A 21,921-nucleotide genomic window follows, 5' to 3' on the forward strand; every position below is an offset into this window, starting at 1 on the left:
TTGATAATACTTAAAAAATATCCTGCTTTGTTTTTCGCGAAAAGGGATAGTTAGTGAGTTTTTTATAGACCTGAAAAGAAGATAACTATTAGGAGGTTTTAGCCCGTACTTCAACTAAAGATACACGGGCATCTATACTTTTATTTTGGCATTCATTTGGATTTAAATGGCAAGCGCCTTTCTTAGGTCGAACAAACCGCTTCCAGTTCCTCTGATCCTAAATTGATGAGATTGATTTGGGTGCCAGATTCTGCACTTACAGACACACTACTGTTATTTTTAACTTTGATTAAGGTCCCTTGACCAGTAGATAGTTTTTTTCCATTAATTACGCCGCTATTTTTAATTACATTAATTTTAATTTTGCCTTTATTCTGATTTGTACATTGAACAACACATGTAGCATTTAGCGTCCAAAGTGTATTGTTGGCAAGAAGTTTAGTTTCGTTAGGGCTAAGTTTAATGGTTTTTTGGGCATATACTTGGGAACAGAATAATCCAAAAATGATAAAAAGAGAAAAAGTCAAAATTTTATTCACCGTTGCATCCTTAAGTACGTTAACAGACATGTTGTTCAATTATTGAATTGATAGAACATATTTTAGGCTATTAATATTAAGGTTTTATTAAGGAGAATAATAATAGGTGTTAAAAGGTGTTTTGATCTTTAGATTTATTATTCCTTCTTTTGCAAAGCTTGCTCATAGAGCGATAAAAGAAAAGCCTAATATATTTTCTTTTTAAAATTATTTTATAGGGAATTAAGCAAGAATTGATTGAAGCTAAAGACTTTAATAGCCGACCTTGCCCGCATGAGTTCCAATCATACGGGCATAAATACATTATGCACGTTGAGCTTGATCCACATTCACTGCAATATCAGCAGCATCATCACTAATGAATTGAGTATTTTTACACAATTTTACGTATTCTTTATGCGTGATTAATGCATAAAAAAGAGCCGACATTAACGAAATGTAATAAATATTTTGATAAAAATAAATTAACCATAGATAAGTAAGAAAAGGAGTTGATAAGACTAGTAATGTTGTGACTTTCATTCGTCGTGCAATTTGTATTGATCCATAAATTACCATCAAAATTGAAATCGACAAATTCATCTTTAAAAAGTCACTCGCGGGGAGTGTGCTCATCATTACACCAAGGATACAAAAAATGATTAAGCCGAATAATCTAGTATTTGGCTTAATCGCTCCCATGCTAATTGGTGCGGCCATATATCCTATTAAGTGATATCCAGTCACAATCACCATTAATGAGGCCCAACTATCAGAATTCCAGAGAAATATTGCAGTAAGAGTAAAATTAATGAGCAAAGAGCGACGGCACAAGTTATATTCAGGATGTAATTTGCCTATGGTTTTCTTTGGCATTTGACCTTCTTTTGCCATAGCATAGAACATCCGAGAAGCGCCTCCTAGATATGAGTATCCTGTGCCTGATGGACTCACGACACTGTCGGCAATCAAGATCATCGCTAAAAAATTCACCCCAAGTAACATAGCTAAATTTATGAGAGGTGAATGGAAATTGAGGGAACTCCACCCACTTGCTAACATGTCGTGGGGTACAGCACCCATGAATGATAATTGCAATAACATATAAACAAACATCACAATTACAATGGAAAGAACGATTGATAGAGGTATATTCCGTTTTGGATTCTCTATTTCGCTGGCAAAAGCCACTGCCAACTGAAACCCATTGTAAGAATAGATTAACCCCGCTGAAATGATTGCGGTAATTGCTGAACCCACGCCATATTGGGTATTTGTAGCCAAGCTAAAATTGCTAGTATCAAAACGCATGATCAAGAAAATAACAATTGTAAAAATGGGACTAAGAATCTTAATTACGGTGACTGTATTATTAATTTTGGCTAACAACTTAATACCAAAATAATTAATAAATAAATAAATGACTAAGATACTTAAAGCAAATAATTTACCATAAAATGTTAGGACGTTATCTGCGATTAGAACATCACTTTTAATTGCAGCGGCTAAATATTGTGTCGTTGCTTGAGCCTCGGTACCAATAGTAACCATTAAGCCAAACCAGTTAGCAAAGGCAAACGGCATACCAAAAATACCATTATGAGATAATGCACTAGAGCGAGCTGTTGCTCCACGCACAGGATAGATGGATGCAACTTGCGCGAGGCATAATCCTACAGCCATTACTAATAAGGCGGCCAGAACCCATGCAAGGAAGGCATAATTTCCGGCAATTTTAGCATTTAATTGAGCGCTAAAGAGCCATCCAGAACCAACCATAGCGGTAGCAGACAATGCTGTTGCGCTAAATAATGAAATTTTGGCATGCTTACAACTTGAACCCATAATCAATTACCTTAGAAAGATACACATTTTAGAATAAGTGAAAACAAAATATCAATTTTGCATATTTTTCAGTCAGCGTCAATACTTCCCCTATAAAATGTCCTTAAAAAGTCATAGGAAAACCAATCTTTCCAAAAATAGAAAGGATTCTGCGTATTTATTGAAAAAATAAGTCCATGTTTTTATTATATTTATTTATAAAATATAAGAAGTGGCAATTTATTGTTCTCTTAAGTGAAATTCGAAACAAAAACCCCATAAGTGCTCCCTTTTTGATTGAAATCCCCACAATCAGAACCATGCAATGGTGGCATCCTGCGTTGTGGGGTAATGGGGAGCATCTTTTGTTATCTCGAAAGATGTTAAGTATTTTTATTGCAAAATAATTCGTATGATACATAAAAACCTGTTCTACAATTTAGAATACAGCATAATTTGCGAGAATAGACGGAGTTTATAAACCACTATCAAGTTAATTAATTCATTCCATTGGGGCTAAGGATGAAAACAACACGATTAGAGGCATTTAGCGACGGTGTACTCGCGATCATCATTACCATTATGGTATTAGAAATCAAAATTCCGCACGGCGATGACTTCGTGAGTCTAACCCCACTTGGCCCCATTTTCCTAAGCTACGTACTCAGTTTTATTTATATTGGTATTTATTGGAATAACCATCACCATTTATTCACCGCTGCCCGGAGTATTTCAGGGAAAGTGCTTTGGGCAAATTTGAATCTTTTGTTTTGGATTTCACTATTTCCTTTTGCAACCGGATGGATGGGAGAAAACCCTTTTAATGCGACACCAACTTCAGTTTATGGAATAGTTCTATTAATGGCAGCTATTTCCTATTCGATACTCGTCCATGTACTTATCTCACATGAAGGCGCAGAATCGCTAGTGGCAACAGCAATTGGAAAAGATTATAAGGGAAATATTTCCATAGCCTTGTATGCTTTTGCCATTCCTTTTGCTTATATTTCTACATGGATTTCCCAAATTTTGTATGTAATTGTTGCCATAATTTGGTTCATTCCTGACAAACGCATTGAAAATAAGATAGAGAGATAATTCGGTGTAAAAACCGAATTATCTCAGAGAAATCACACTATTCTGCAGGTTTTGTTTGCAGTTCACAGGTGATTTTAGTGCAGTCACGACAATGCTTCATCGCAAAATCAAATGCGGAAGTTCCAGCGGCCGCAGTATTGGCCATTTTTTGATCTGCTTGTTCATCAGGCGAGCCTGATGTTGCGCTACTGGCATTGGTTGTACATATCCACATACTTGCATTCACGGTTGTTTTCTTAGTAGTGGTTACCGTAGTGTCAGCAGCCATTACATAATTTGATAATCCAAACATACTACCTAAAATGATGACTTTTAATATTCCCTTCATGATATGCTCCTTGTTTTATGCTCATTAAATTTACAGCTAGACTAATTATAGTAGTTTTTCTAGTATTGCAATAAAAGGTTTACCCTTAAATTCTTAATTTATTATCATTCATCCTGATCTAAATTCGGTAGTGAAAATCCGGAATATTAATAATCCGGATCTGGATCTGATGCTAATTACTCTATAAGCCCGAACTACCGCCATAATGATCAAAAAATAACTTAATCGAGATCAATTAAGAATTCGTTAAGATTGCTCCGGTATAATTTAAAACCTTTTAGATCAAATCAGTATCAGGTGAAGAATGTTCCAAAAACAGGATCCGATAAAAGGCTTTACACTTAAATATACCGGCACACGGTTTAAATATGATGATACTTCTATTCATGGAATGGAGGCATTAAGAAAGAATTTTTCCGAAATGGGGGCATTAGCCATTCGATTACAGTTAAGTTTGGCTCAGTTTGCTGCTTTAATTGAGCCCGTCTGTGAAAAGGACTATCAAGAAAACTCCACTGAGCATACTGCCGAAGGGAAAAATGAACTTGATTTATTTGGTCTTTCTAAAGCAATCTCACCAGTCTCCCAAGCGACGAAATTTTTAGAACAATCTAGTCATTATATTGTAGGGAAAGGAAAAATATTAAATGAGCGAAGTCAGCCACTCAAATATCCTAACACCCAAGATTTGCATGGAGGTGAATCAATTTGGGACACCATACATTATTCAGTCTGGCAAACGGGAATTAATCTAAGTAGTCAATTAACCAAGCAAGGTTTTCTTTATCTTTGCCATCCCATAGGAGTGGATCCCCAACAATATCAACGTATAACTGAGGAATTGGATAACGGTGAGTTTGAAATTATCTCCGAACAGGGTAACAAAGTTGTTAAGACCCGTTCAGGAATTATGATTCAAACATCCACTATTCCATCATTTACTAAAATCGATCTTGATCCTGAACATACACAAACTTATCAAAACAATGGTCTGGTAATTAATGTAAATGAAAAGCCAGCACCAATGGGATGGATTATTAAAGAGGATAATAAAAAACTTGTTGAGCATTGTTACGCTGAAGATATATTTCGTGTGATCCGAATCTCAAAAAGTGGTTTTCGACGTTTACCTGAAGCCCAAGGAAAATTGTTAATGCTGGGTTTAATGAAAGGAAATGAACACATCCTGCATACACAGAATCGCTCATTCAACGCGATGGATATCCTTCTTGAAATTCTAGAAACAGAATATGGCTTTGATCCTGAAAAACTAATGGACTCAAGGACAACAAAACGCGTATTTGAGCAAATGCAAAAAGATGCAAAGGATAAAAATATTGTAGATGATCTGTTAACCATAAATCTTGCATTTGAAATGATCCAACCTTTAAAAGCAACCCTAGCACAAAGTGTAAGACATCCTTTATTAAAACAATTAACGAACTCTTATCCAGCAAATCAAAATACGCTCAAAGCGGTTATCTATGCTTTTGATTTAGAGAAAAAAAATGACACCCCTGCGCTTTATTTGGATCAACACAATCCCCTTTCAATTGACGAAGGATTAATTGATGTTCGAATTAATGGGCAGTTGGCAAATCCTGATTTAACAAACCCCAAAAATGCAGCTGCATTATTATCAATAGCTCTTCTTGTTTCTGAACAAATGATCATCGAACAGTTGCTGCGAGATGCCGTACTTTATGAAGATGAACATCCTAATGTCCAAGCCCTCAAACTTATTTTGAATGATGAAAGGTTATTTTTAAATCTTCGGGAACAAGTTTCTCATTTACCTAGCAATGAATCTGGGCCAATTCTGGGGTTACAATTTCCTTACTGCGAAGAAATTATTGCTCACCTCAGAGAGGAATTTGGTACGCAACATCTTATTAAGATCGTTCACCAATTAGAAAATGGCGAGTCTATAGATATTGATCCGGATGCTCTAAACGCTCTTAAAAGATTATTTAATGTGGGTGAACTATTGCAGCAACTTGAACAAACGTCTGCAAGTAAAGCACACTCAAGAGGAATTAATGGTGGATTGAGTGTAGTGATCCAAAAAATAGCTCCTTCACTCTACAAAGAACTTTCTTACAGAGTACCTTGTGATTTAACCGATTACGCTTTAATCCCTATAGAGTCTAACAAAGAAGATTCTTCCATAGATGGTTGCCCTTTTCTTAATGGAAAGTTTGGAAAACAAATCGATAAAAATCATCATCTGCCTAAAGAAGCAGAACAATATGAAGAAAAAAACGAACAAACTGTTGAATCATGGTGTGGTTTCTTTACTAAAGTAGTAGTTACAACAGGAGTAGCTGCCGCGAGTATTTATATTGGTAGCCAGATTCTCTAACAAGTATCTCATAAGAGCATTGATTGATATTCAAAGCCCTAAGAAGGCTATGGGGCTTTGAATATTTATGTTAATCAGCAGCACTACTTCAATATCTAAACGACACTATTTTATAAAAAGACAATAATCCCAAAAGTTCATTTCTCACTTTTTAAATTCAAATCTATAATAAAAGAAAATTATCTTACAAGGACGACTCTTATGAACTATATTACAGGACTACTTCTAATATTTTCCTTAATCTATCAAAATGCCTATGCGGAAAAAGCACTCTCCCCGCCCTCTGGACAATCATCCCAATGCGCAGAGGCTTATGAGCATTCTGGACAAATTAAAACAATAGGTAATGTTTTTAGTAGCTTATCCAACAATTGCTACTCCGCTGGCGGAATGAAATTAATGCATAAAATACTATTATCGGAAAATTCAAATGAGCCAACAGGTGTTCTATTTACATGCTCAGGAAGTGATTTAAATTTTGTTGTTTTCACTTGCCTCTATTCAACAAATTAGTTGATCTCTGAAATAGAGCTCCACGAGTGCAAGCGCTTATTTTATCAATAATTATTTTTAAAGAAAAAAATGGAACATATGCAGCATCATTGAATTTCTTAAAGTTTACAAGAGTTCGACAGACTATAAACAGACTTATCCACAGAAAATGTGAATAACTTTAAGGATACAAAGCACCCCCAAAATGAAAAAAAGACAGACGCAGCAATGGTATTCAAATTTGCTTGAATTTAAATTTAAAAAAAAGTTGAATAAATATCCACAAGGATTAGATATAGATAAGAAATTAGCCGTAGTTATTTTAGCAAATAAAAAATCAAAAAAGCAGTCTTGACTCAAATTATTTTTTCTATTTATTTAAATCCTTTTGCTAAGCTTTTTTTTAAAAAAAAGGGCATCGACTTCGAGTCGTTGTTGAGGTAAAATTATATGCAAATTTTTATTATTTTAGCCGCTTCGATTCCTATTTAAACTATGCCATCCTTAACGACAACCAGTATTTATATTTACTGCATATTTTTTTTGGTAAGTGCCCTTATAGAATGCATTTCCTTTAATGCACTGGCTCCACCGGGACAAAACATTGTATCCAGTCGAAAAAAACTTCCTTTTATGACGGATTTAACCAGCATCATTAAAGTATTTTTCTTTTCATTCATCATTATCTATATCACTCCTTGGAAAATGCAATATAAAACCTATCTATACAGCAATAGCAAGGAACTCATATTTATTTATCATGTTTTCATGGTTTTCTTTGTTCTCGCATTTGTCCCCATTATCAAATACTTACAAAGCGATATAAGAAATGAACGTTTACCCCAATGGTATCTAAAAAATATATTAATTGGTGATTACATTCATTTATGGGGTATTTTATTAGCGTGCTATGCCTCAATTCCTAATTTTTGATGAACAATTACTTTGTATGTAGAAGCATCATCGGATTTAATATCAAAACCCCTGATTAATCCTTCGCTTGCCCCAACAACTAGACTCGGCTATTCGATATAGAAAAAGAGGAGCCATTTATTTTATCTTTAGATGGAGGGGAATCAGGAAAAAAATTAAGACCTTTGACCCTGCTTTCAATATAAGGTGAAGGGTCTTCCCGTAATTCCAATTGTTTACGAGGTTTAATTGTTAGCAACCCCATTCCCCCATTCCTTTGTAATGGTGTCTCATAATTAAAGTGTAACTCCAAATGCTCTTCGGCTGTAAGCTCAAATTTATAGGCAGCTAGCATACGAAATAAAGCCATTACTTCAGTCATTGCAATTCGAAGGCCTGGACAACGACGTGCTCCAGTTTTAAAGGGTAATAATTGCCCTTCTTTCTCCATGGTATTTGGAACATAGGATACAGGGGTTTCAGCAAAAAAATGCGCATTGTAAAATTCGTCAGAATTGTTTTTTGGGCCCCATCGCTCTGGAAAAATATCGTTAGCGCTTATTACTTTTTTACCAAAAATTCCCTGTCCTTCACTGGAAAGCACAATGTCAGGAAAATATTTTGCATGTGTGTGTACTCCTTGCATAGGAATAAATACAAGAGCCCCTGGAGGCAAGGTGAGTGAACTACCCTCTATATCAATATCGATGGATTCATGTACTATTTCTGGCACAATAGGAGCTGGTGGAGCTAATCGTAAAGCTTCCAAAAGAACAGCTTCCGCATAAGAAACCCCTTTGTCTGTGCGGGCATCCCAAGGAGAATGTAATTCAAAAGCTTCGCTTGTAGAAATTTTTTGCTGAATTTCCTGTTTTATTATGGTGTAAATGCGCTTATCCTGAAGTGCGATTCTTAAAGCGGTAATCAATGCAGTGGCTGTGGCATCAAAACCTAATAATGGAATGAATAAACTTTCATTCACCACATCCCTTACTAAATTTGATAATAAGGTAGTGTCCGCATGTTCTATTGAATACTTTATCAATGATTCACATTGGTCTGCTGTTAATTCTTGCTCTGAATCTATTCCGAGTTGTTGCAATTGACTCTTTACATCAGTACTCATTATTACTCTGACTCTAAGCAAATAATTAAGCCAACTTTGTTTTTCCATTAGTTGTTTTGTTAATTCAGCGGATGAGAAAATAACCTGGCAAGCTAATTTAAATGTTTTATCTCTTAAAGATATAAGATTTTTTTTCTCCTTATCCTTAATAGGATCTAGACTAAAAAGACAAGCAATTAACTCTTTCGTTAAACTTGGATGATAAAATGTTTCAAAAGATTTAATAATACCCTCTCCAAAATAAGTTGTGAGCAATACTCTTCTGGACAATTTATCCATTACTTCACTAAGAGCTCTTCCATGCTGACCTTGTTCCAATTCATATTCTTTAAAAAATGCGGCAACCATGTTGGCTACGTGAGGTCTATTTGTTTCATTACGGGAAAGAATGGATTGGCGAATCCTTGAATGAGTATCCGAACCTAGTATAGAAGACATGAGGTTACCAGAGCCAAGTATCACTGCTAAACGTTGAAAAAACTGTCTTTGTCCGAATTTCTTTTCATTAGGTTTTGCGTACAGTTGTTGAATTGCAGATTTGTTTGACAATACGAATACTGGAGTAAGATCAGGTAATTTAAAATACGCAATGCCCGAACCTTGTGCATCAAGTGAGTGAGAACCAAGATCGGCTATAAAGGTCATAAAACGTGTTTGTAATTGAGTTTTCGCAGAAGGATCGGTTCTTAAAAGAGTAATATCTTTTATTAACGAAAGATAGCTCATTGCAGATGGGTAGGTGATTCGTGCAGCAGATGCATTCTGATACATCTGATAAATTTTCAGAACAAAACCAATGCCCATAATAAATAAAACATAAAAAAGCATATCGCTCCTCATTTAGAGTTAAATGTTTTTATTTGATATGGAGTTAGGAAACTCCCGGATAGACGCTTTGCTATTACCCAGGAGTATGGAAATAAACCGTCTAATTCATATATTAAATCACGAGGGGAACGATTTTATAGGGAACCAATTCACAATATTTTTTCCAATCATGACCATACTTAGATGAACATCGCTTATCATCACGAAATGCCCTATCAAATAAAAGAACTGTTAAAAAGCAAAGATAAAAGTACGGGGCAAAATTGTCAAATAAAGCAGGTACGGACCAAAAAAAAGTACCAGCCAGCTCTGGAATATAATGGAAATGTCTGGCTATCCCCCACCACCCTGAAGCCAGTAGTATGGTTTGTTTTTTATCACCTTCTGTAGTCTCGTAACGAGCCAACACCGTAACTGGCTTTTTACCCCAAATTTTGCATTCACCTTGGGTAGCTCGCGCAATAAGTCTTTGTTTATCCGCAAGATAATTTATAATTATACTCGCAAAACCTAACCCTAAAATGAGAGTAGCCCATACAAAAGATAAATTGATTGGATGGAGGACAAGATACATACTTGGAGAAGTATAAACGCAAGGCACCCATACCATACAACCCCAGCAAATATAAAAACCGGCTCGATCATGCATAATGTCTAAAGAGCGTAAATAGCCTTTTTCCCACATATAAAATTTGCTCAGATAGACAAATTGTAGGAGGACTGAAATCATCATTGAGTTAGATAATCCGCCTAACTCAGCTTGCTTGGCACAATAAGAAATAAGAAACAGCCCCCAACTCATCATCCCAAAACGACATGTAATGAATTTTTTGATGCTCCATCCCAGGATTTGAGGATAAAGCTCTGTTCCCCAGTAGTAATCAAATAAAATATTATTTGTTATACCTGAATCTGTCGATGAGGGGAAAAAACGTCCTTTAATATACAAAAAAACACAAACGATAAGGCTAAATAAATTCAACGCGCCAAAAAGAGCCCCCATATTGTCATAAAGTATAGAAGCTGAAAATAGATTGAAGCCAAACGATGCGATGCAAAAGCTTGTCATTGTGACAATAAATGCCAGGACTCCATTATCTTTATAAACAGGGATATTCCCTTTGGGTGTAATAGGTCCTTCAAATTTTTTACCCGGCAAAATTTTCATTAAAGCCAGTTCAAATACCGTAAAAATTAAAATAATCTTCCAAGCTATTGCAGACCCCCAAAAATACGGTTTCCAAACTGAAACTACTGTTTGGTAAAAACCATCCCTAATCATTAACTCCCACAAAGCAGACAAGGACCCTTGGAGCTGAGTATTGGTGTACCACATCAACATAACAAAAACAGGGCATGAAAGAATGAGAAATAAGGGGCCTAGGGTATTCCTAATATTGAAATTCATAATGCTTCCTTACATAGACTAAAGAGAATTATGATACAGGAATTTTTAGTATTTAGTATCTCTTTAATATAGTGAAAAATGAAATTAAAACGATTAAATAGTATTTGAAATTTATCGCATAAAAATAAAAGAATCCTGTTTGCTTTAGTTATTATTTTGATATTTACTTTAATATATATTCTTTCATAAAAGTAACATCATGCTCCAATATCATATCGAACGAATGACCCGTGAAGAAGTTGGAATTGCTATAGATTGGGCACGAAAAGAAGGCTGGAACCCAGGATTAAATGATGCAGAATGTTTTTACCAAGCTGATCCTCAAGGATTCTTTGCTGGTAAATTAAATAATCAAATTATTGCAGTTGGTTCCGCTGTAGTTTATGACGCACACTTTGCTTTTTGTGGACTTTATATCGTTGATAAAAAGTATCGTTCTCAAGGATACGGAATGAAGTTAACCACTGCTCGTCTTAACTATATTAATAATCGCAATGCGGGGATTGATGGGGTATTTTCTATGGTCAATAACTATGCGCACATTGGTTATCGACTTGCGCATAACAATGCCCGCTATGCTTTAAAGCATCCCCGATTAAGACCAAAAGTAGATCCCCACTTAGTTGATCTGAATACCGTACCTTTTGAACAACTAATTCAATATGATAAGCAGTATTTTCCTGCATCAAGACCTAAATTTCTTTCAGAATGGATTAAACAGAGTACTGCATTAGCACTTGGTTTTGTTTCGGAACGACAGCTAATGGGTTATGGAGTAATCAGAAAATGTTTTGAGGGTTATAAAATAGGCCCACTCTTCGCAGATACGCCTACTATTGCCCAGAAACTTTTTGAACAATTAGTCGAATACGCTCAAGGAGAGATTGTCTTTCTAGATATTGTCGAGAGTAATCCTTTTGCCGTTCATTTGGTTAATAAATTTAAGATGTCCAAAATATTCGAAACAGCAAGAATGTATTTAAAAGGAGCTCCTAAACTGTATACCGAAGGAATTTATGGAATTACTACGTTCGAACTAGGATAAGATGCGTGATAGATTAGGCCATGGCTCCAAAGAAAAATATTCTTGGCACAATGATATGCACTAATTGGGTAATGAATTAAAAGCAGAATTAAGCAGATTTCCCTTTTCTACTCAAAGCCAAAGGACAACGAAATCTGAGTATGGAATTGTTTTATGAGTATGCCAATCCAAAGATTAAATAAAATTAAAAAGAGATAATCCCTGAATGAGCACAAAACTTTGTTGTGCGACCTCTAAATTGTACAGTTCCTGTTTGAACTCCGTTGCAGCAGCTAAAGGATCTACTTCTTGCAAGCGCTTTAAAATTATTTGACTTTGCTCAATTATATCGGAATTTGCTGTTTCAGCATGTTCCAACTGATTTAAACGTGCTCCCAGATTGGCTCGGGCATCAAGGATGGTACTCAAAGCACTATCTATTTGGGCTAAAATTTGATTATTTACAGTCGTAGCTGCTGCCTTTTCGGTGGCAGTTGAATAAGGTTGATTTAAATTATTAATCATGTTTTGTATAGTGGCAAAAACTGATTCATTTTGAGATGGAGTAATTAAAAAAGAATCACCAGCATTCGGCAAACCCGAAATAGCCATTTCCATTCCATTAAAACTAACCGTCATTCCATCTTGATATAAAGGTGCATCATCCGGTAAACCCGTAGGAGGGATGACATTACCGCTCGTTGCACCACTAACCATGACGACCAAATTTCCCTGGGAGTTCAATGCAAAACTCATTGTGTAATTATCCGGTACATACGCTGAAGGGGTAATTACTGAACCCGTATTTAATGAAGCAGTTCCAGTATTTGGCGTTGCAGATTGCTTGATTGTAAAACTTCCATTTCCATTGGGTATACGCATGAACAGATCCTCCCCAGGATCGTTTATGGGCATTTGTAGGCTGCTTCCTACAAGCTGAAAACGTTGTGTACTATCACCATTGTATACATATTGCCCCGAAGTATTGATTGAAAAAGGCAAAGTAGAAGTCTGTCCCCCACTAAACATATAATCGCCATTGATATCTTTGGAATTCGCATAATCAAGCAATTCTTTCAATATAATATTGGCCTCAATGGCCAATGCTTTACGATCTTGTTCTGATAATGTCGAATTTCCAGCTTTAACTTGAATTTCTCGTAAGCGTTGTAAACTGATGGTGCAATCATTTAAAATAGACTCCTCCATACTTAACGCACTATCAGCACTTTCACGATTTTTTTGTAGAAGTTGAGTAGTATTTATTCGTTGATTCATGAGTTCAATCTGTGCGAACGCGATAGGATCGTCAGATGAGTATCGTACCTTTAAAAAATTTTCGTTGAGTTGCTCCTGAAGTTTCGCTACTCGCTCTTGTTTGTTCAATAAACTATTCAAGCTATTCTGATAAATTTGATTCGTCGAAATACGCATTTATCACCTCATTATTTGAAAAAGTAGTTCCATCATTTGATTGGCAATTTCCATTAGCTTTCCTGCAGCTTCATAAGCTTGTTTGAATTGAAGTAAATTTTGCGCCTCTTCATCCAAATTGACACCACTTATGCTCTCTTGATAATCCACAGATTGCTTATATAAAACTTGAAACGCATCAGCACGATTTTTAGCCTCATTAGTTTGACTTCCTGTTTCAGAAAGTAAATCAGAATAAACATCAAAAATTGTTTCATTACCATTAGAAAAAATACTTTGCTGTTGAACTTCGGCTAAAAGTAAGCCATTACGATTATCACCATATCCTCCTTGATTATACTGGGCCACAAACTGATCGCCGGTATTTGGAGCACCGGATAATCTAATAGAGTACGACGGATTGATGCTATCTGGAATCTGAATCACATTGTCTGTATTTGGCACGTATGTGATTGGGCCACTTGTAATACCATCTGTAACGTTAACCAAATTGAATTGGGTCGGTGAAATAAAATCAATGGTATATTGTTTTGTGACCTCGTTAGTATTGAACACAGCTCCTAAATCAATTGTTCCGTTTCCTGTATTGTTTAGGGAAGCACTAGTTTGTACTGGTGATGCTAGAGCTAATTGGCGAGGATCGCTCACCAAAAGAGAGAAATTCGCAGCAGCCCCACGCGTTGGCATGATTGTAAAAGTATCATTATCAGCAAGATTAGCAATGTTGTCCACGATAATAGTCATCCCATCGACGACAATTTGCCCCGCAGGGGGAGCGGGTGGGTTACTACTCCAATTTAATGTGACTGCTGACCCATCTGAATCACGGATGAGTGCTATCTGATTAGTTCCTGCATTAGTAACAACTAATTGATAATCGCTAATTTTGGTTTGGGAAATATCAGAAATATTCACGGACAACACTCCTGATCCGCCGTTTGTTGCTGCAGCAACCGCCCGATTTAATTGCAAAGATTGACTGTTGTAGTCCGTAAAAATATTCTGGCCTAGCTGATTATTCAAATCCATGCCCAAGCGATTTTGAGCATTGAATGTCTGAGCCAATCCAATCGCCATTTGTCCTATAATTTGGCTAGATTTAGATAAAATATTTCGTTCATAATTCAATAAGCCACCTAAGGTGCCGCTGTCTAATTGATTTGTAATATCTGTTTGTCCCGCACCCGAATCCAAAGAAATACGAGTCCCTTGAGCTGTGAGTTGATCATAACTCACAGACAAAGCTCTTTGGGTCGTCCCAATTACCAACATTTGACCACTACCAATACCCACATTCACCAGCCCATTGTCCTGTTCAATTACAGTTAAATCGGAGAATTCAGACAACTGCTTAAGTAATTCATCTCGTTGATCCAATAATTCAGGTGAGTTGGGTGAGTTCATTATTTGTGCGTTTACTGCTGCAATGTTTGCTGTTAGTTGATTGATTTTACCTGCTATTTCTTTAATCTGGGCTGTTGAGTTTTCTTGGTATTGATCCAAATTTTGTTGTAAGAATAAAAATTGACTGGCTAACAATTGGCTTTGACTCATGGCAACATTTCTTGATGCGACGCTGTCTGGTGCATTATTAAGTTGGCCTAACGAGTCAAAAAAAGACTGTAATGAGGAAGATAAACTACTGCCATCCTGAGAAAGTAATTTATTAATCTGCAGAGCTTGCTGATAAAATGTATCATATTGGGATTTAATGCTTAATGTACTTCTCACTTGCGCATTAGCAAACTGATCAACATTGCGATAAACATTATTGACTGCGACCCCTGTGCCAATGAAAGAGCCGGCAAAGCTCCGTGATGGAGTTGGAGCAAATTGAATACTCTGTCTTGAATATCCACGCGTTTTGACATTAGCAATATTATTTCCAGTAACGCTCAATGCGTTTTGAAAAGCACTCATTCCTGAATAAGCAATACTTAGTATTGACATGGTTACTCGCTCCCTGACCTAATATTCAAATGTCTTATAACTTCTTGTTTAATAGTTAATATACTTAATCAATCCACTCTCAGCGCAATATTGTTTCAAATTTGCTCTGATAATTCACAGCGTTGGATTGCCTGCTTCAACTCCTCACCATGATAAATTGATAAAATCTTAGCACCATACTTAGGGTCAGTCGCATAACCTGCTTTGTGTAATTCATTGACATAGAGCTCAGGATTTGCAGTGCTGGCCAAAGCATTTTGATATCGTTCGTTGTCCTTGATTAAGGAAATATAATCATTGAAACTATGTTCCGTAGTTAAATATTTTTTGAATGATGCGTTTACCTTAATTGGGGTATCTGCGATATATTCTGTTGTTTTAACTTGAACTGTTTCAAGTTCGGTACTACCTGATTTAATGTTGAATAAATTGTTACTGCTACTGCCATCAACATCCTTAGTAACAAATTTCCCCCACCCTGTTTCTAATGCAGCTTGTGCGATTAAAACTTTAGGATCTAAACCAATAAGCGATGCGGCTTGTTTAGCTTGAGGCCAAATTGATTTGACGAACTCATCAATTGTATTTGGTGGCGTATCGGGTTGAGCCTGAGTGGTGGGAGTAGGCAATGAAGGAGAACCCACGCTTTTAGGCGGAGTCATTTTGTTGGGTTGTTCGGATGAAGACAAATTATGCTCCATTTGTCGTGTAAGCATATCTGCCAAACCAATACTCTTTGAGTTTGCAATAGTGCTTGCATATTGAGCATCCAACATATCTTGAAAAGTTTCCCGATCTTTACCTCTAAATGGACTCGACTCTTCAAGAAAATGTTGTCCCATACGCATACTTTTCAACATAGACTGTATGAATATTCCTTCAAATTGCTTCGCTGCCTCAGGTAGTGCTTCTTTTGCATCATTTTGAGCCTGAACTTTTAGTTCATTTAATGCATTAAAATCACTGGTGGCAATTCCATGTACCGTCATGTTAATCCTTTTTTCAATGGATCAAATCCTTCCATATTCAAGGCGTACCACAGATCAAAAAATTATATGAGCCTTGATAGGTTTCCCTCTTATATCACAATTAACGTAGCATTTAACGCACCGGCTTGTTGTAGCGCTTCAAGTATGGCAATCACATCAGCTGGTGTTGCGCCTACAGCATTAATACCTCTAACAATGTCTTTTAATGTCACACCCGGTGGCAAGACAAAAGCATGATTATTTTTCTGTTCAATGGATACCTGTGATTGTTGTGTTGAAACGGTTCTTCCATTTGCAAATGCATTTGGTTGGCTTATCACAGGAGTTTCCGTCACACTAACCACCAAATTACCATGTGAAACGGCTGCGGATTTAACAACGACATTGGATGAAATCACTACCGTTCCTGTACGGGCATTGATAATAATTTTAGCGATGGCTTCAGCAGGCTTGAATTCTATATTTTCCAGCACCGATACATAATCCACTCGCTGCGACATTTTTTGGGGGGCCGTAACCACTACAGATGCAGCATCCAAAGCTCTTGCTGTCCCGGGCCCCATCATTTCATTAATGGCATCGCTCATGCGTTTTGCAGTTGTAAAATCAGGAGAATGCAAATTAAAGGTTAATTCTTTTGTAAAATAAAAAGGGTTGGGAATATCAGCTTCAATTGTTGCACCATTAGGAATTCGTCCCCCGCTAGGAACATTTACAGTAACGCTTGAACCATCACTTCCTGCAGCACTGACACCGGATACGATTACATTTCCTTGGGCTATTGCATAAACTCGTCCATCGGCTCCTTTTAATGGGGTCATTAATAAAGTCCCACCTAACAAACTTTTCGAGTCACCAATTGACGAAATATTGACATCCATAGATTGACCCTTTTTCATAAAAGAAGACAAACTCGCGGTCACCATCACTGCTGCCATATTTTTTGAATTAAGTTTGGTACCTGGCTGTATATTCACACCTAATTGGGTAAGCATGTTTGCAAACGTATCTTCAGTATATCGCGTACCGGTTTTATCTCCTGTACCGTTTAAGCCAACAATCAAACCATAACCAATCAACTGGTTGGTACGAACACCAGCAAGGGTAGCAATATCTTTAATACGTTCCGCATAAACCAGATTTGAGATCAGGTTCATGAGCAACATCCATGTGATTATCAGCAATCGCCGCATTACGATTCCTTAAATGAAGAACTCTTATTAATGCAAATCCTATCTTCTTTTTCCGCTCTAACTGGGCAAACAAGTGAATACTCTGTGTCTTCTGAATTTCATCGTATCAGATATCAACCCGATTAGGTTGGGAACAAAGGCCCCCACATAAATCGTGCCAACCATCCTTGAGCATTCGTATTATTAACCTGTCCTGTACCCCCATAAGCAATACGAGCATTTGCCAGACGATCTGAAGTTATGGAGTTGTCAGCACGAACATCCTGAGGCCGGATAATTCCGGAAACACGTACATACTCTTCCCCTTGGTCGATTTTAACCCATTTTTCACCTTGCACTACCATATTTCCATTCGCCAACACTTCAGATACGGTAACCGAAATACTTCCAGCCAACTTATTATTCTGTACTGCTTGTGCAGAACCATTGAACTGTCTCTGGTTGTTCAAATCAAAGTCCATACTGTACCCATTACCAAAAGAGATTGGCCTTCCCAAAAAGAGTTTATTTTTAATTACGTTGGTATCGGTTTTCATCTGTTGCAATGTTGCATTTTTTGAAGCGTTAGTACTTTCGACTAAGAATACTGTGATGATATCGCCGGGATGTCTCGCTCTAGGTGTTTCAAAAAGAGGTAACGCAGTTTCAGCACTATAAATTGCACCAGACTCTTTCCTCAACTCTTTCGGATCGGGCGTTGTAGGATATGTAGGTGCATACTCAGGATCCTTCCCGCGTTGAGGGGGATTTAAAAGTTCACACCCCCCCAAAAAAATGGCGACTGAGCTTATAACAAGCAAATTAAATAATTTCATCAATGAAATCTTCTTAAACAGTTTGATTTAAGTATTGCAGCATGTTATCCACTGTCTGGATCCCCTTTGCTGTAATCTCATAGCTTCTTTGGGCTTGAATCATATTAACTAGTTCTTCAACGACATTCACATTAGACGCCTCTAGAGAGCCTTGCAATAAAGTACCTACACCTGATGTTCCTGGATTATTCAAGGTTGCGGCGCCACTTGAAGCAGTTTCTATAAATAGATTTTGTCCTATAGGTTGAAGTCCGGTTGGGTTGGTAAAATTAGCTAACTGAATGCTTCCCAATACTGTTGGGGTATTGCTTCCAACGACTGTAGCACTCACTACCCCGTCCGTACTTATAGTTACCCCTAAGGTTTGGTTAGGAATATTTATCGCAGGTTGCAGCGGATACCCATTCATATCTACAAGCTGTCCTGTGCTATCCACTGTAAAAGTTCCATCACGTGTATAAGCTTGCGTACCATCTGGCATTAAAATCGTAAAAAATCCTTGACCTTGGATCATCAAATCATAAGGGTTTCGGGTATTTTGCACACTTCCTTGCTCAAATATTTTTTCTGTGGCTGCTAGATGCACCCCTGAACCTGCATTTATTCCTGTAGGAATTAATGAGTTTTCTGAAGATTGAGCTCCAGCTTGGCTTGAGTTTTGATAAAGTAGATCTTGAAATATTGCCCTATCCTTTTTAAATCCAGTGGTATTTACGTTTGCTAAATTGTTAGCAATTGTTGCAATATTCTTTTCTTGTGCTTCCAAGCCTGATTTACTGACCCATAATGCTGGTTCCATGGAGCTCCCTCCGCAATTATTCTTATTTTTCTAATAAATGGTATTCATACCTGCAATACTTGTGCCAATTTCTGAAGATTGTCTTCCATTGTCGCAATCAATTTCATATGGGAATCATACTCTCGTCCTGAAGTAATCATCTCTACCATTTGATCAACGGCATTCACATTAGAGCCTTCAATAGCTCCGCTTTTAACTTTAACATTCCCATCAGCAGCAGTTGGAGCTCCGCCATTTTTCAATTGGAATAATCCCTCTGAATTTTTAATAATATTATTTTTATCCAGTGTTACTAATTTAATCCTATCGAGTATCACCGCACTTTTAGGATCCCCACCCTGCGGAACCACGGTAATCGTTCCATCGGTTCCTATATCGATGGATTGAGCTGGAGGTATAGAAATGGGACCTCCATTACCTAAAACAGGATGGCCAGATGCCGTAGTTAATAAACCATTAACATCCAATCGTAGATTACCTGCTTTAGTATACGCTTCTTGACCTTGACCAGTACCTACAGCAAACCAGCCATTGCCTTCAATCGCTATGTCTAAATTCCGCCCTGTGGTCATAATATCCCCAGGACTTAAATCAACTGTACTGGGGTTTTGTATTGCGAAAGCTGGTCCACCATTGGATCCGTTCATATTTGCATACAATGTTTGTGCTTGGTACAGGTCCGCTTTAAAGCCAGGAGTATTCACATTCGCCAAATTATTGGCGATTATCTCCTGACGTTTAAAACCGGTTCTTCCACCCCCTGCTGCATTATATAAGATAGGATCCATGGTTTATCTCCTAACGCATATTAATAATTGTTTGTGTAATCGTATCACCCGCACGAATTGACTGAGCATTCGCTTGAAAATCGCGTTGAGCACTAATCAAATCAACAAGTTCGCTGGTTAAATCAACATTAGATTGCTCCAACATCCCCGATTTGATTGCGCCTAATCCTCCAGTTGTTGCCACACCAATTAAGGGTTGTCCTGAAGCTGAAGTTTCACCCCAGCACACATTTCCCATATTCTGCAGACCAGTAGGATCAGCGAAATTTGCCAATTGAATTTGGCCCATAGCCATAGACTGACCATTGGTATAAATTCCTAAAATAAGGCCCGAATCATCGATACTTAGGCTAGCCAAACTTCCAGTTGTATAACCATTGGGGGCACTCGATTGAACAGAAAATGGACTTCCGAACTGTGTACTGTCGGATAAGTCAATATTCAAACTTAAAGGATCAGCACCATTATTTAAGTTAAGTGATAATGGAATCAAGTTATTTCCAATAGGGGTGCCTCCTGGGCTTGCGACTCCAGCAAATGATCCATCCGAATTAAAATTCACTTCAAACAAGTTCGTTGTATTATCTGTACCTACATTCGTAGGTACATTTTGGTTGTCAATTTGAAAAGCAACATACCATTGATTCTCTGTACCCGCAGGAGTTGAAGCATTAGGTTGCCCCACTGCTGCCGCGGAATCTGCTTTGATAAAAAACATACTAAGTACATGAGAATTCCCCAAACTATCGTAAATAGTTAATGCGGTGGGATTATTATAAGAACTGCTCAGTGGTGAAGCCCCCCCTACCCAATCAATTGCCGGAGGAGTGCTTTGTGAATTTAAATTCACCCCAGTCGTTACCATAGTGCTCGCCTGTGGGCTTATATTTTCCGTACTTATCTTTAAATTCCCTGACGTTCCGGTAATATTTCCTTGGCCATCCGCAAGCAGTCCAGTAAGATATTGTCCATTAGCATTAGTAATATAATTTTGGTTGTCTAAATTAAACTGACCTGCACGGGTATATACAGCGCCCCCCCCTGGATTGTTTAAAATGAAAAATCCAGAACCATTCACTGCCAGATCCAAACTATTTGTGCTATTGGTTAAATTTCCAGATGCAAAGGATTGCTGAACTTGAGTCAACATTACGCCACCACCAATAGCTGTGCTACCGGAGCCAAAGCTCCCATATCCACCAAAGGCATAAATATCACCAAAATTGGCACGAGATCCCTTAAATCCTATAGTCGAAGAGTTTGCAATATTATTACCAATAACGTCTAAGTTACTGGTTGCTGCCTGAAGTCCACTTAATGCTGCGTCAAAAATCATCTTAGCCTCCTGCTTTTAAACTGAAATTTGTCTAACCTGATCCAATGATATTGGTCCAATCCCTGCTACATTCAATTTTAAGCCCTCTCCATTTTGACCAAGGCTTACGCTATCAACATTTGTGGAAGTCATCGTTTTTAATGATACTTCTTGCCCTCCATAAACAGCATGCACCTCAATTTTATATTTACCTTCTTTTACTCGATTGCTGTCGTTTCCTGTACCATCCCAATTAAACTGAAAAAATCCAGGTGTAGGTTGGCCTAATGGAATGGTTTTTATAAGTTCACCGGATTCTGAATAAATGGAGGCATTCAAATTACTGAGTCCAGGAGGAATATCGACGGCTGCTTTCGCATCTCCTTCTACTCCAAGTTGAAGCGCGTTACTATTTACCAAAACCTTGCGACCAACTAAAGCTGAAGCTTGTAAGGCCTGATTTGATTGCAAAGAAGTTGCCATTTGTTGCAAGGATTCTTGCATTTTAGCAACGCCATCATTAGTGCTAAACTGCGCTAGTTGCGAGAGGAACTCACCATTTACCTGCGGTTGCATAGGATCCTGGTTTTGAATTTGAGCTACCATCAAACGTAAGAAATCCTGTTGCCCTAAGCTTTTTTTCGCTGTCGCATCAATTTGATTAAATGATGGATTCGATGTGTTAGTTCCATTAACTGAATTTGTTGGCATTTCCTTT

General features: G+C 37.4%; 19 protein-coding genes. 4 read left to right on the plus strand and 15 right to left on the minus strand.

What is annotated here, in order from left to right; translation table 11 throughout:
• Nucleotides 1-182 precede the first annotated feature (182 nt).
• Both HBNCFIEN_RS09500 and HBNCFIEN_RS09505 read right to left on the minus strand, forming a co-directional pair.
• Entirely contained in the window at nt 183-539 is a 357-nt protein-coding gene (locus tag HBNCFIEN_RS09500) for a hypothetical protein (RefSeq protein ID WP_182390865.1), read from the minus strand.
• A gap of 303 nt (nt 540-842) precedes the next feature.
• The gene (locus tag HBNCFIEN_RS09505; protein WP_182390866.1) at nt 843-2,363 is read right to left on the minus strand and encodes an APC family permease; all 1,521 of its coding nucleotides are present in this window, start codon (nt 2,361-2,363) and stop codon (nt 843-845) included.
• Nucleotides 2,364-2,864: 501 nt separating this feature from the next.
• Between HBNCFIEN_RS09505 and HBNCFIEN_RS09510 the strand changes: the two genes are divergently transcribed.
• Nucleotides 2,865-3,440 carry a TMEM175 family protein gene (locus tag HBNCFIEN_RS09510; protein WP_182390867.1) on the plus strand — a complete coding sequence of 192 codons (576 nt, stop codon included), beginning with the start codon at nt 2,865-2,867 and terminating at the stop codon, nt 3,438-3,440.
• A 37-nt stretch (nt 3,441-3,477) separates the two neighbouring features.
• Here HBNCFIEN_RS09510 and HBNCFIEN_RS09515 read toward each other — a convergent pair whose 3' ends face one another.
• Entirely contained in the window at nt 3,478-3,768 is a 291-nt protein-coding gene (locus tag HBNCFIEN_RS09515; protein WP_182390868.1) for a hypothetical protein, read from the minus strand.
• Nucleotides 3,769-4,072: 304 nt separating this feature from the next.
• Here HBNCFIEN_RS09515 and ceg17 point away from each other — a divergent pair, with 304 nt between their 5' ends.
• Together ceg17 and HBNCFIEN_RS09525 are read left to right on the plus strand one after the other, a co-directional pair.
• Nucleotides 4,073-6,130 (plus strand): Dot/Icm T4SS effector Ceg17, encoded by a 2,058-nt coding sequence (ceg17, locus tag HBNCFIEN_RS09520; protein WP_182390869.1) that lies wholly within the window; start codon nt 4,073-4,075, stop codon nt 6,128-6,130.
• 201 nt (nt 6,131-6,331) lie between these two features.
• Nucleotides 6,332-6,643, plus strand: coding sequence for a hypothetical protein (locus HBNCFIEN_RS09525; RefSeq protein WP_182390870.1), 312 nt, complete (start codon nt 6,332-6,334; stop codon nt 6,641-6,643).
• Between the two features lie 506 nt (nt 6,644-7,149).
• Here HBNCFIEN_RS09525 and HBNCFIEN_RS09535 read toward each other — a convergent pair.
• The 3 genes from HBNCFIEN_RS09535 to HBNCFIEN_RS09545 all read right to left on the minus strand — a co-directional run bounded on the left by HBNCFIEN_RS09535 (nt 7,150) and on the right by HBNCFIEN_RS09545 (nt 10,896).
• Nucleotides 7,150-7,305, minus strand: coding sequence for a hypothetical protein (locus HBNCFIEN_RS09535; protein WP_182390872.1), 156 nt, complete (start codon nt 7,303-7,305; stop codon nt 7,150-7,152).
• Nucleotides 7,306-7,634: 329 nt separating this feature from the next.
• The gene (locus HBNCFIEN_RS09540; protein WP_182390873.1) at nt 7,635-9,488 is read right to left on the minus strand and encodes a cytochrome P450; all 1,854 of its coding nucleotides are present in this window, start codon (nt 9,486-9,488) and stop codon (nt 7,635-7,637) included.
• A 112-nt stretch (nt 9,489-9,600) separates the two neighbouring features.
• A complete protein-coding gene (locus HBNCFIEN_RS09545) occupies nt 9,601-10,896 on the minus strand; it encodes a 7-dehydrocholesterol reductase (protein ID WP_182390874.1) in 1,296 nt (431 codons plus the stop codon).
• Between the two features lie 199 nt (nt 10,897-11,095).
• Here HBNCFIEN_RS09545 and HBNCFIEN_RS09550 point away from each other — a divergent pair, with 199 nt between their 5' ends.
• Complete coding sequence (locus HBNCFIEN_RS09550) at nt 11,096-11,941, plus strand: GNAT family N-acetyltransferase (protein ID WP_182390875.1); 846 nt, start codon at nt 11,096-11,098, stop codon at nt 11,939-11,941.
• Nucleotides 11,942-12,115: 174 nt separating this feature from the next.
• On the opposite strand, the gene flgL is transcribed toward HBNCFIEN_RS09550, so the two are convergent.
• From flgL to HBNCFIEN_RS09595, 9 genes are all read right to left on the minus strand, one after another.
• The gene (gene flgL, locus HBNCFIEN_RS09555) at nt 12,116-13,354 is read right to left on the minus strand and encodes a flagellar hook-associated protein FlgL (RefSeq protein WP_182390876.1); all 1,239 of its coding nucleotides are present in this window, start codon (nt 13,352-13,354) and stop codon (nt 12,116-12,118) included.
• A 3-nt stretch (nt 13,355-13,357) separates the two neighbouring features.
• Nucleotides 13,358-15,304 (minus strand): flagellar hook-associated protein FlgK, encoded by a 1,947-nt coding sequence (gene flgK, locus HBNCFIEN_RS09560; protein WP_182390877.1) that lies wholly within the window; start codon nt 15,302-15,304, stop codon nt 13,358-13,360.
• Between the two features lie 95 nt (nt 15,305-15,399).
• Nucleotides 15,400-16,293, minus strand: coding sequence for a glucosaminidase domain-containing protein (locus HBNCFIEN_RS09565; RefSeq protein WP_182390878.1), 894 nt, complete (start codon nt 16,291-16,293; stop codon nt 15,400-15,402).
• 89 nt (nt 16,294-16,382) lie between these two features.
• Nucleotides 16,383-17,486 (minus strand): flagellar basal body P-ring protein FlgI, encoded by a 1,104-nt coding sequence (locus HBNCFIEN_RS09570; RefSeq protein ID WP_182390879.1) that lies wholly within the window; start codon nt 17,484-17,486, stop codon nt 16,383-16,385.
• Nucleotides 17,487-17,608: 122 nt separating this feature from the next.
• The gene (locus HBNCFIEN_RS09575) at nt 17,609-18,301 is read right to left on the minus strand and encodes a flagellar basal body L-ring protein FlgH (protein ID WP_182390880.1); all 693 of its coding nucleotides are present in this window, start codon (nt 18,299-18,301) and stop codon (nt 17,609-17,611) included.
• Between the two features lie 13 nt (nt 18,302-18,314).
• Nucleotides 18,315-19,100, minus strand: a complete 786-nt coding sequence (gene flgG, locus HBNCFIEN_RS09580) for a flagellar basal-body rod protein FlgG (RefSeq protein ID WP_182390881.1) — start codon at nt 19,098-19,100, stop codon at nt 18,315-18,317.
• A 44-nt stretch (nt 19,101-19,144) separates the two neighbouring features.
• Nucleotides 19,145-19,888, minus strand: a complete 744-nt coding sequence (gene flgF, locus HBNCFIEN_RS09585) for a flagellar basal-body rod protein FlgF (RefSeq protein ID WP_182390882.1) — start codon at nt 19,886-19,888, stop codon at nt 19,145-19,147.
• A 10-nt stretch (nt 19,889-19,898) separates the two neighbouring features.
• The gene (gene flgE, locus HBNCFIEN_RS09590; protein ID WP_182390883.1) at nt 19,899-21,224 is read right to left on the minus strand and encodes a flagellar hook protein FlgE; all 1,326 of its coding nucleotides are present in this window, start codon (nt 21,222-21,224) and stop codon (nt 19,899-19,901) included.
• Between the two features lie 15 nt (nt 21,225-21,239).
• On the minus strand, nt 21,240-21,914 hold the full coding sequence (locus HBNCFIEN_RS09595; protein ID WP_182390884.1) for a flagellar hook assembly protein FlgD: 675 nt from the start codon (nt 21,912-21,914) through the stop codon (nt 21,240-21,242).
• Between the last annotated feature and the right edge of the window lie 7 nt (nt 21,915-21,921).

This window comes from Legionella sp. PC997, from assembly GCF_014109825.1.
Classification (GTDB): Bacteria; Pseudomonadota; Gammaproteobacteria; order Legionellales; family Legionellaceae; genus Legionella.

Coding starts and splice junctions, on each gene's coding strand:
- HBNCFIEN_RS09505 (WP_182390866.1), bottom strand. CDS start 2,363: ATGGGTTCAAGTTGTAAGCATGCCAAAATTTCATTATTTAGCGCAACA.
- HBNCFIEN_RS09510 (WP_182390867.1), top strand. CDS start 2,865: ATGAAAACAACACGATTAGAGGCATTTAGCGACGGTGTACTCGCGATC.
- HBNCFIEN_RS09515 (WP_182390868.1), bottom strand. CDS start 3,768: ATGAAGGGAATATTAAAAGTCATCATTTTAGGTAGTATGTTTGGATTA.
- ceg17 (WP_182390869.1), top strand. CDS start 4,073: ATGTTCCAAAAACAGGATCCGATAAAAGGCTTTACACTTAAATATACC.
- HBNCFIEN_RS09525 (WP_182390870.1), top strand. CDS start 6,332: ATGAACTATATTACAGGACTACTTCTAATATTTTCCTTAATCTATCAA.
- HBNCFIEN_RS09535 (WP_182390872.1), bottom strand. CDS start 7,305: ATGATGAATGAAAAGAAAAATACTTTAATGATGCTGGTTAAATCCGTC.
- HBNCFIEN_RS09540 (WP_182390873.1), bottom strand. CDS start 9,488: ATGCTTTTTTATGTTTTATTTATTATGGGCATTGGTTTTGTTCTGAAA.
- HBNCFIEN_RS09545 (WP_182390874.1), bottom strand. CDS start 10,896: ATGAATTTCAATATTAGGAATACCCTAGGCCCCTTATTTCTCATTCTT.
- HBNCFIEN_RS09550 (WP_182390875.1), top strand. CDS start 11,096: ATGCTCCAATATCATATCGAACGAATGACCCGTGAAGAAGTTGGAATT.
- flgL (WP_182390876.1), bottom strand. CDS start 13,354: ATGCGTATTTCGACGAATCAAATTTATCAGAATAGCTTGAATAGTTTA.
- flgK (WP_182390877.1), bottom strand. CDS start 15,304: ATGTCAATACTAAGTATTGCTTATTCAGGAATGAGTGCTTTTCAAAAC.
- HBNCFIEN_RS09565 (WP_182390878.1), bottom strand. CDS start 16,293: ATGACGGTACATGGAATTGCCACCAGTGATTTTAATGCATTAAATGAA.
- HBNCFIEN_RS09570 (WP_182390879.1), bottom strand. CDS start 17,486: ATGCGGCGATTGCTGATAATCACATGGATGTTGCTCATGAACCTGATC.
- HBNCFIEN_RS09575 (WP_182390880.1), bottom strand. CDS start 18,301: ATGAAATTATTTAATTTGCTTGTTATAAGCTCAGTCGCCATTTTTTTG.
- flgG (WP_182390881.1), bottom strand. CDS start 19,100: ATGGAACCAGCATTATGGGTCAGTAAATCAGGCTTGGAAGCACAAGAA.
- flgF (WP_182390882.1), bottom strand. CDS start 19,888: ATGGATCCTATCTTATATAATGCAGCAGGGGGTGGAAGAACCGGTTTT.
- flgE (WP_182390883.1), bottom strand. CDS start 21,224: ATGATTTTTGACGCAGCATTAAGTGGACTTCAGGCAGCAACCAGTAAC.
- HBNCFIEN_RS09595 (WP_182390884.1), bottom strand. CDS start 21,914: ATGCCAACAAATTCAGTTAATGGAACTAACACATCGAATCCATCATTT.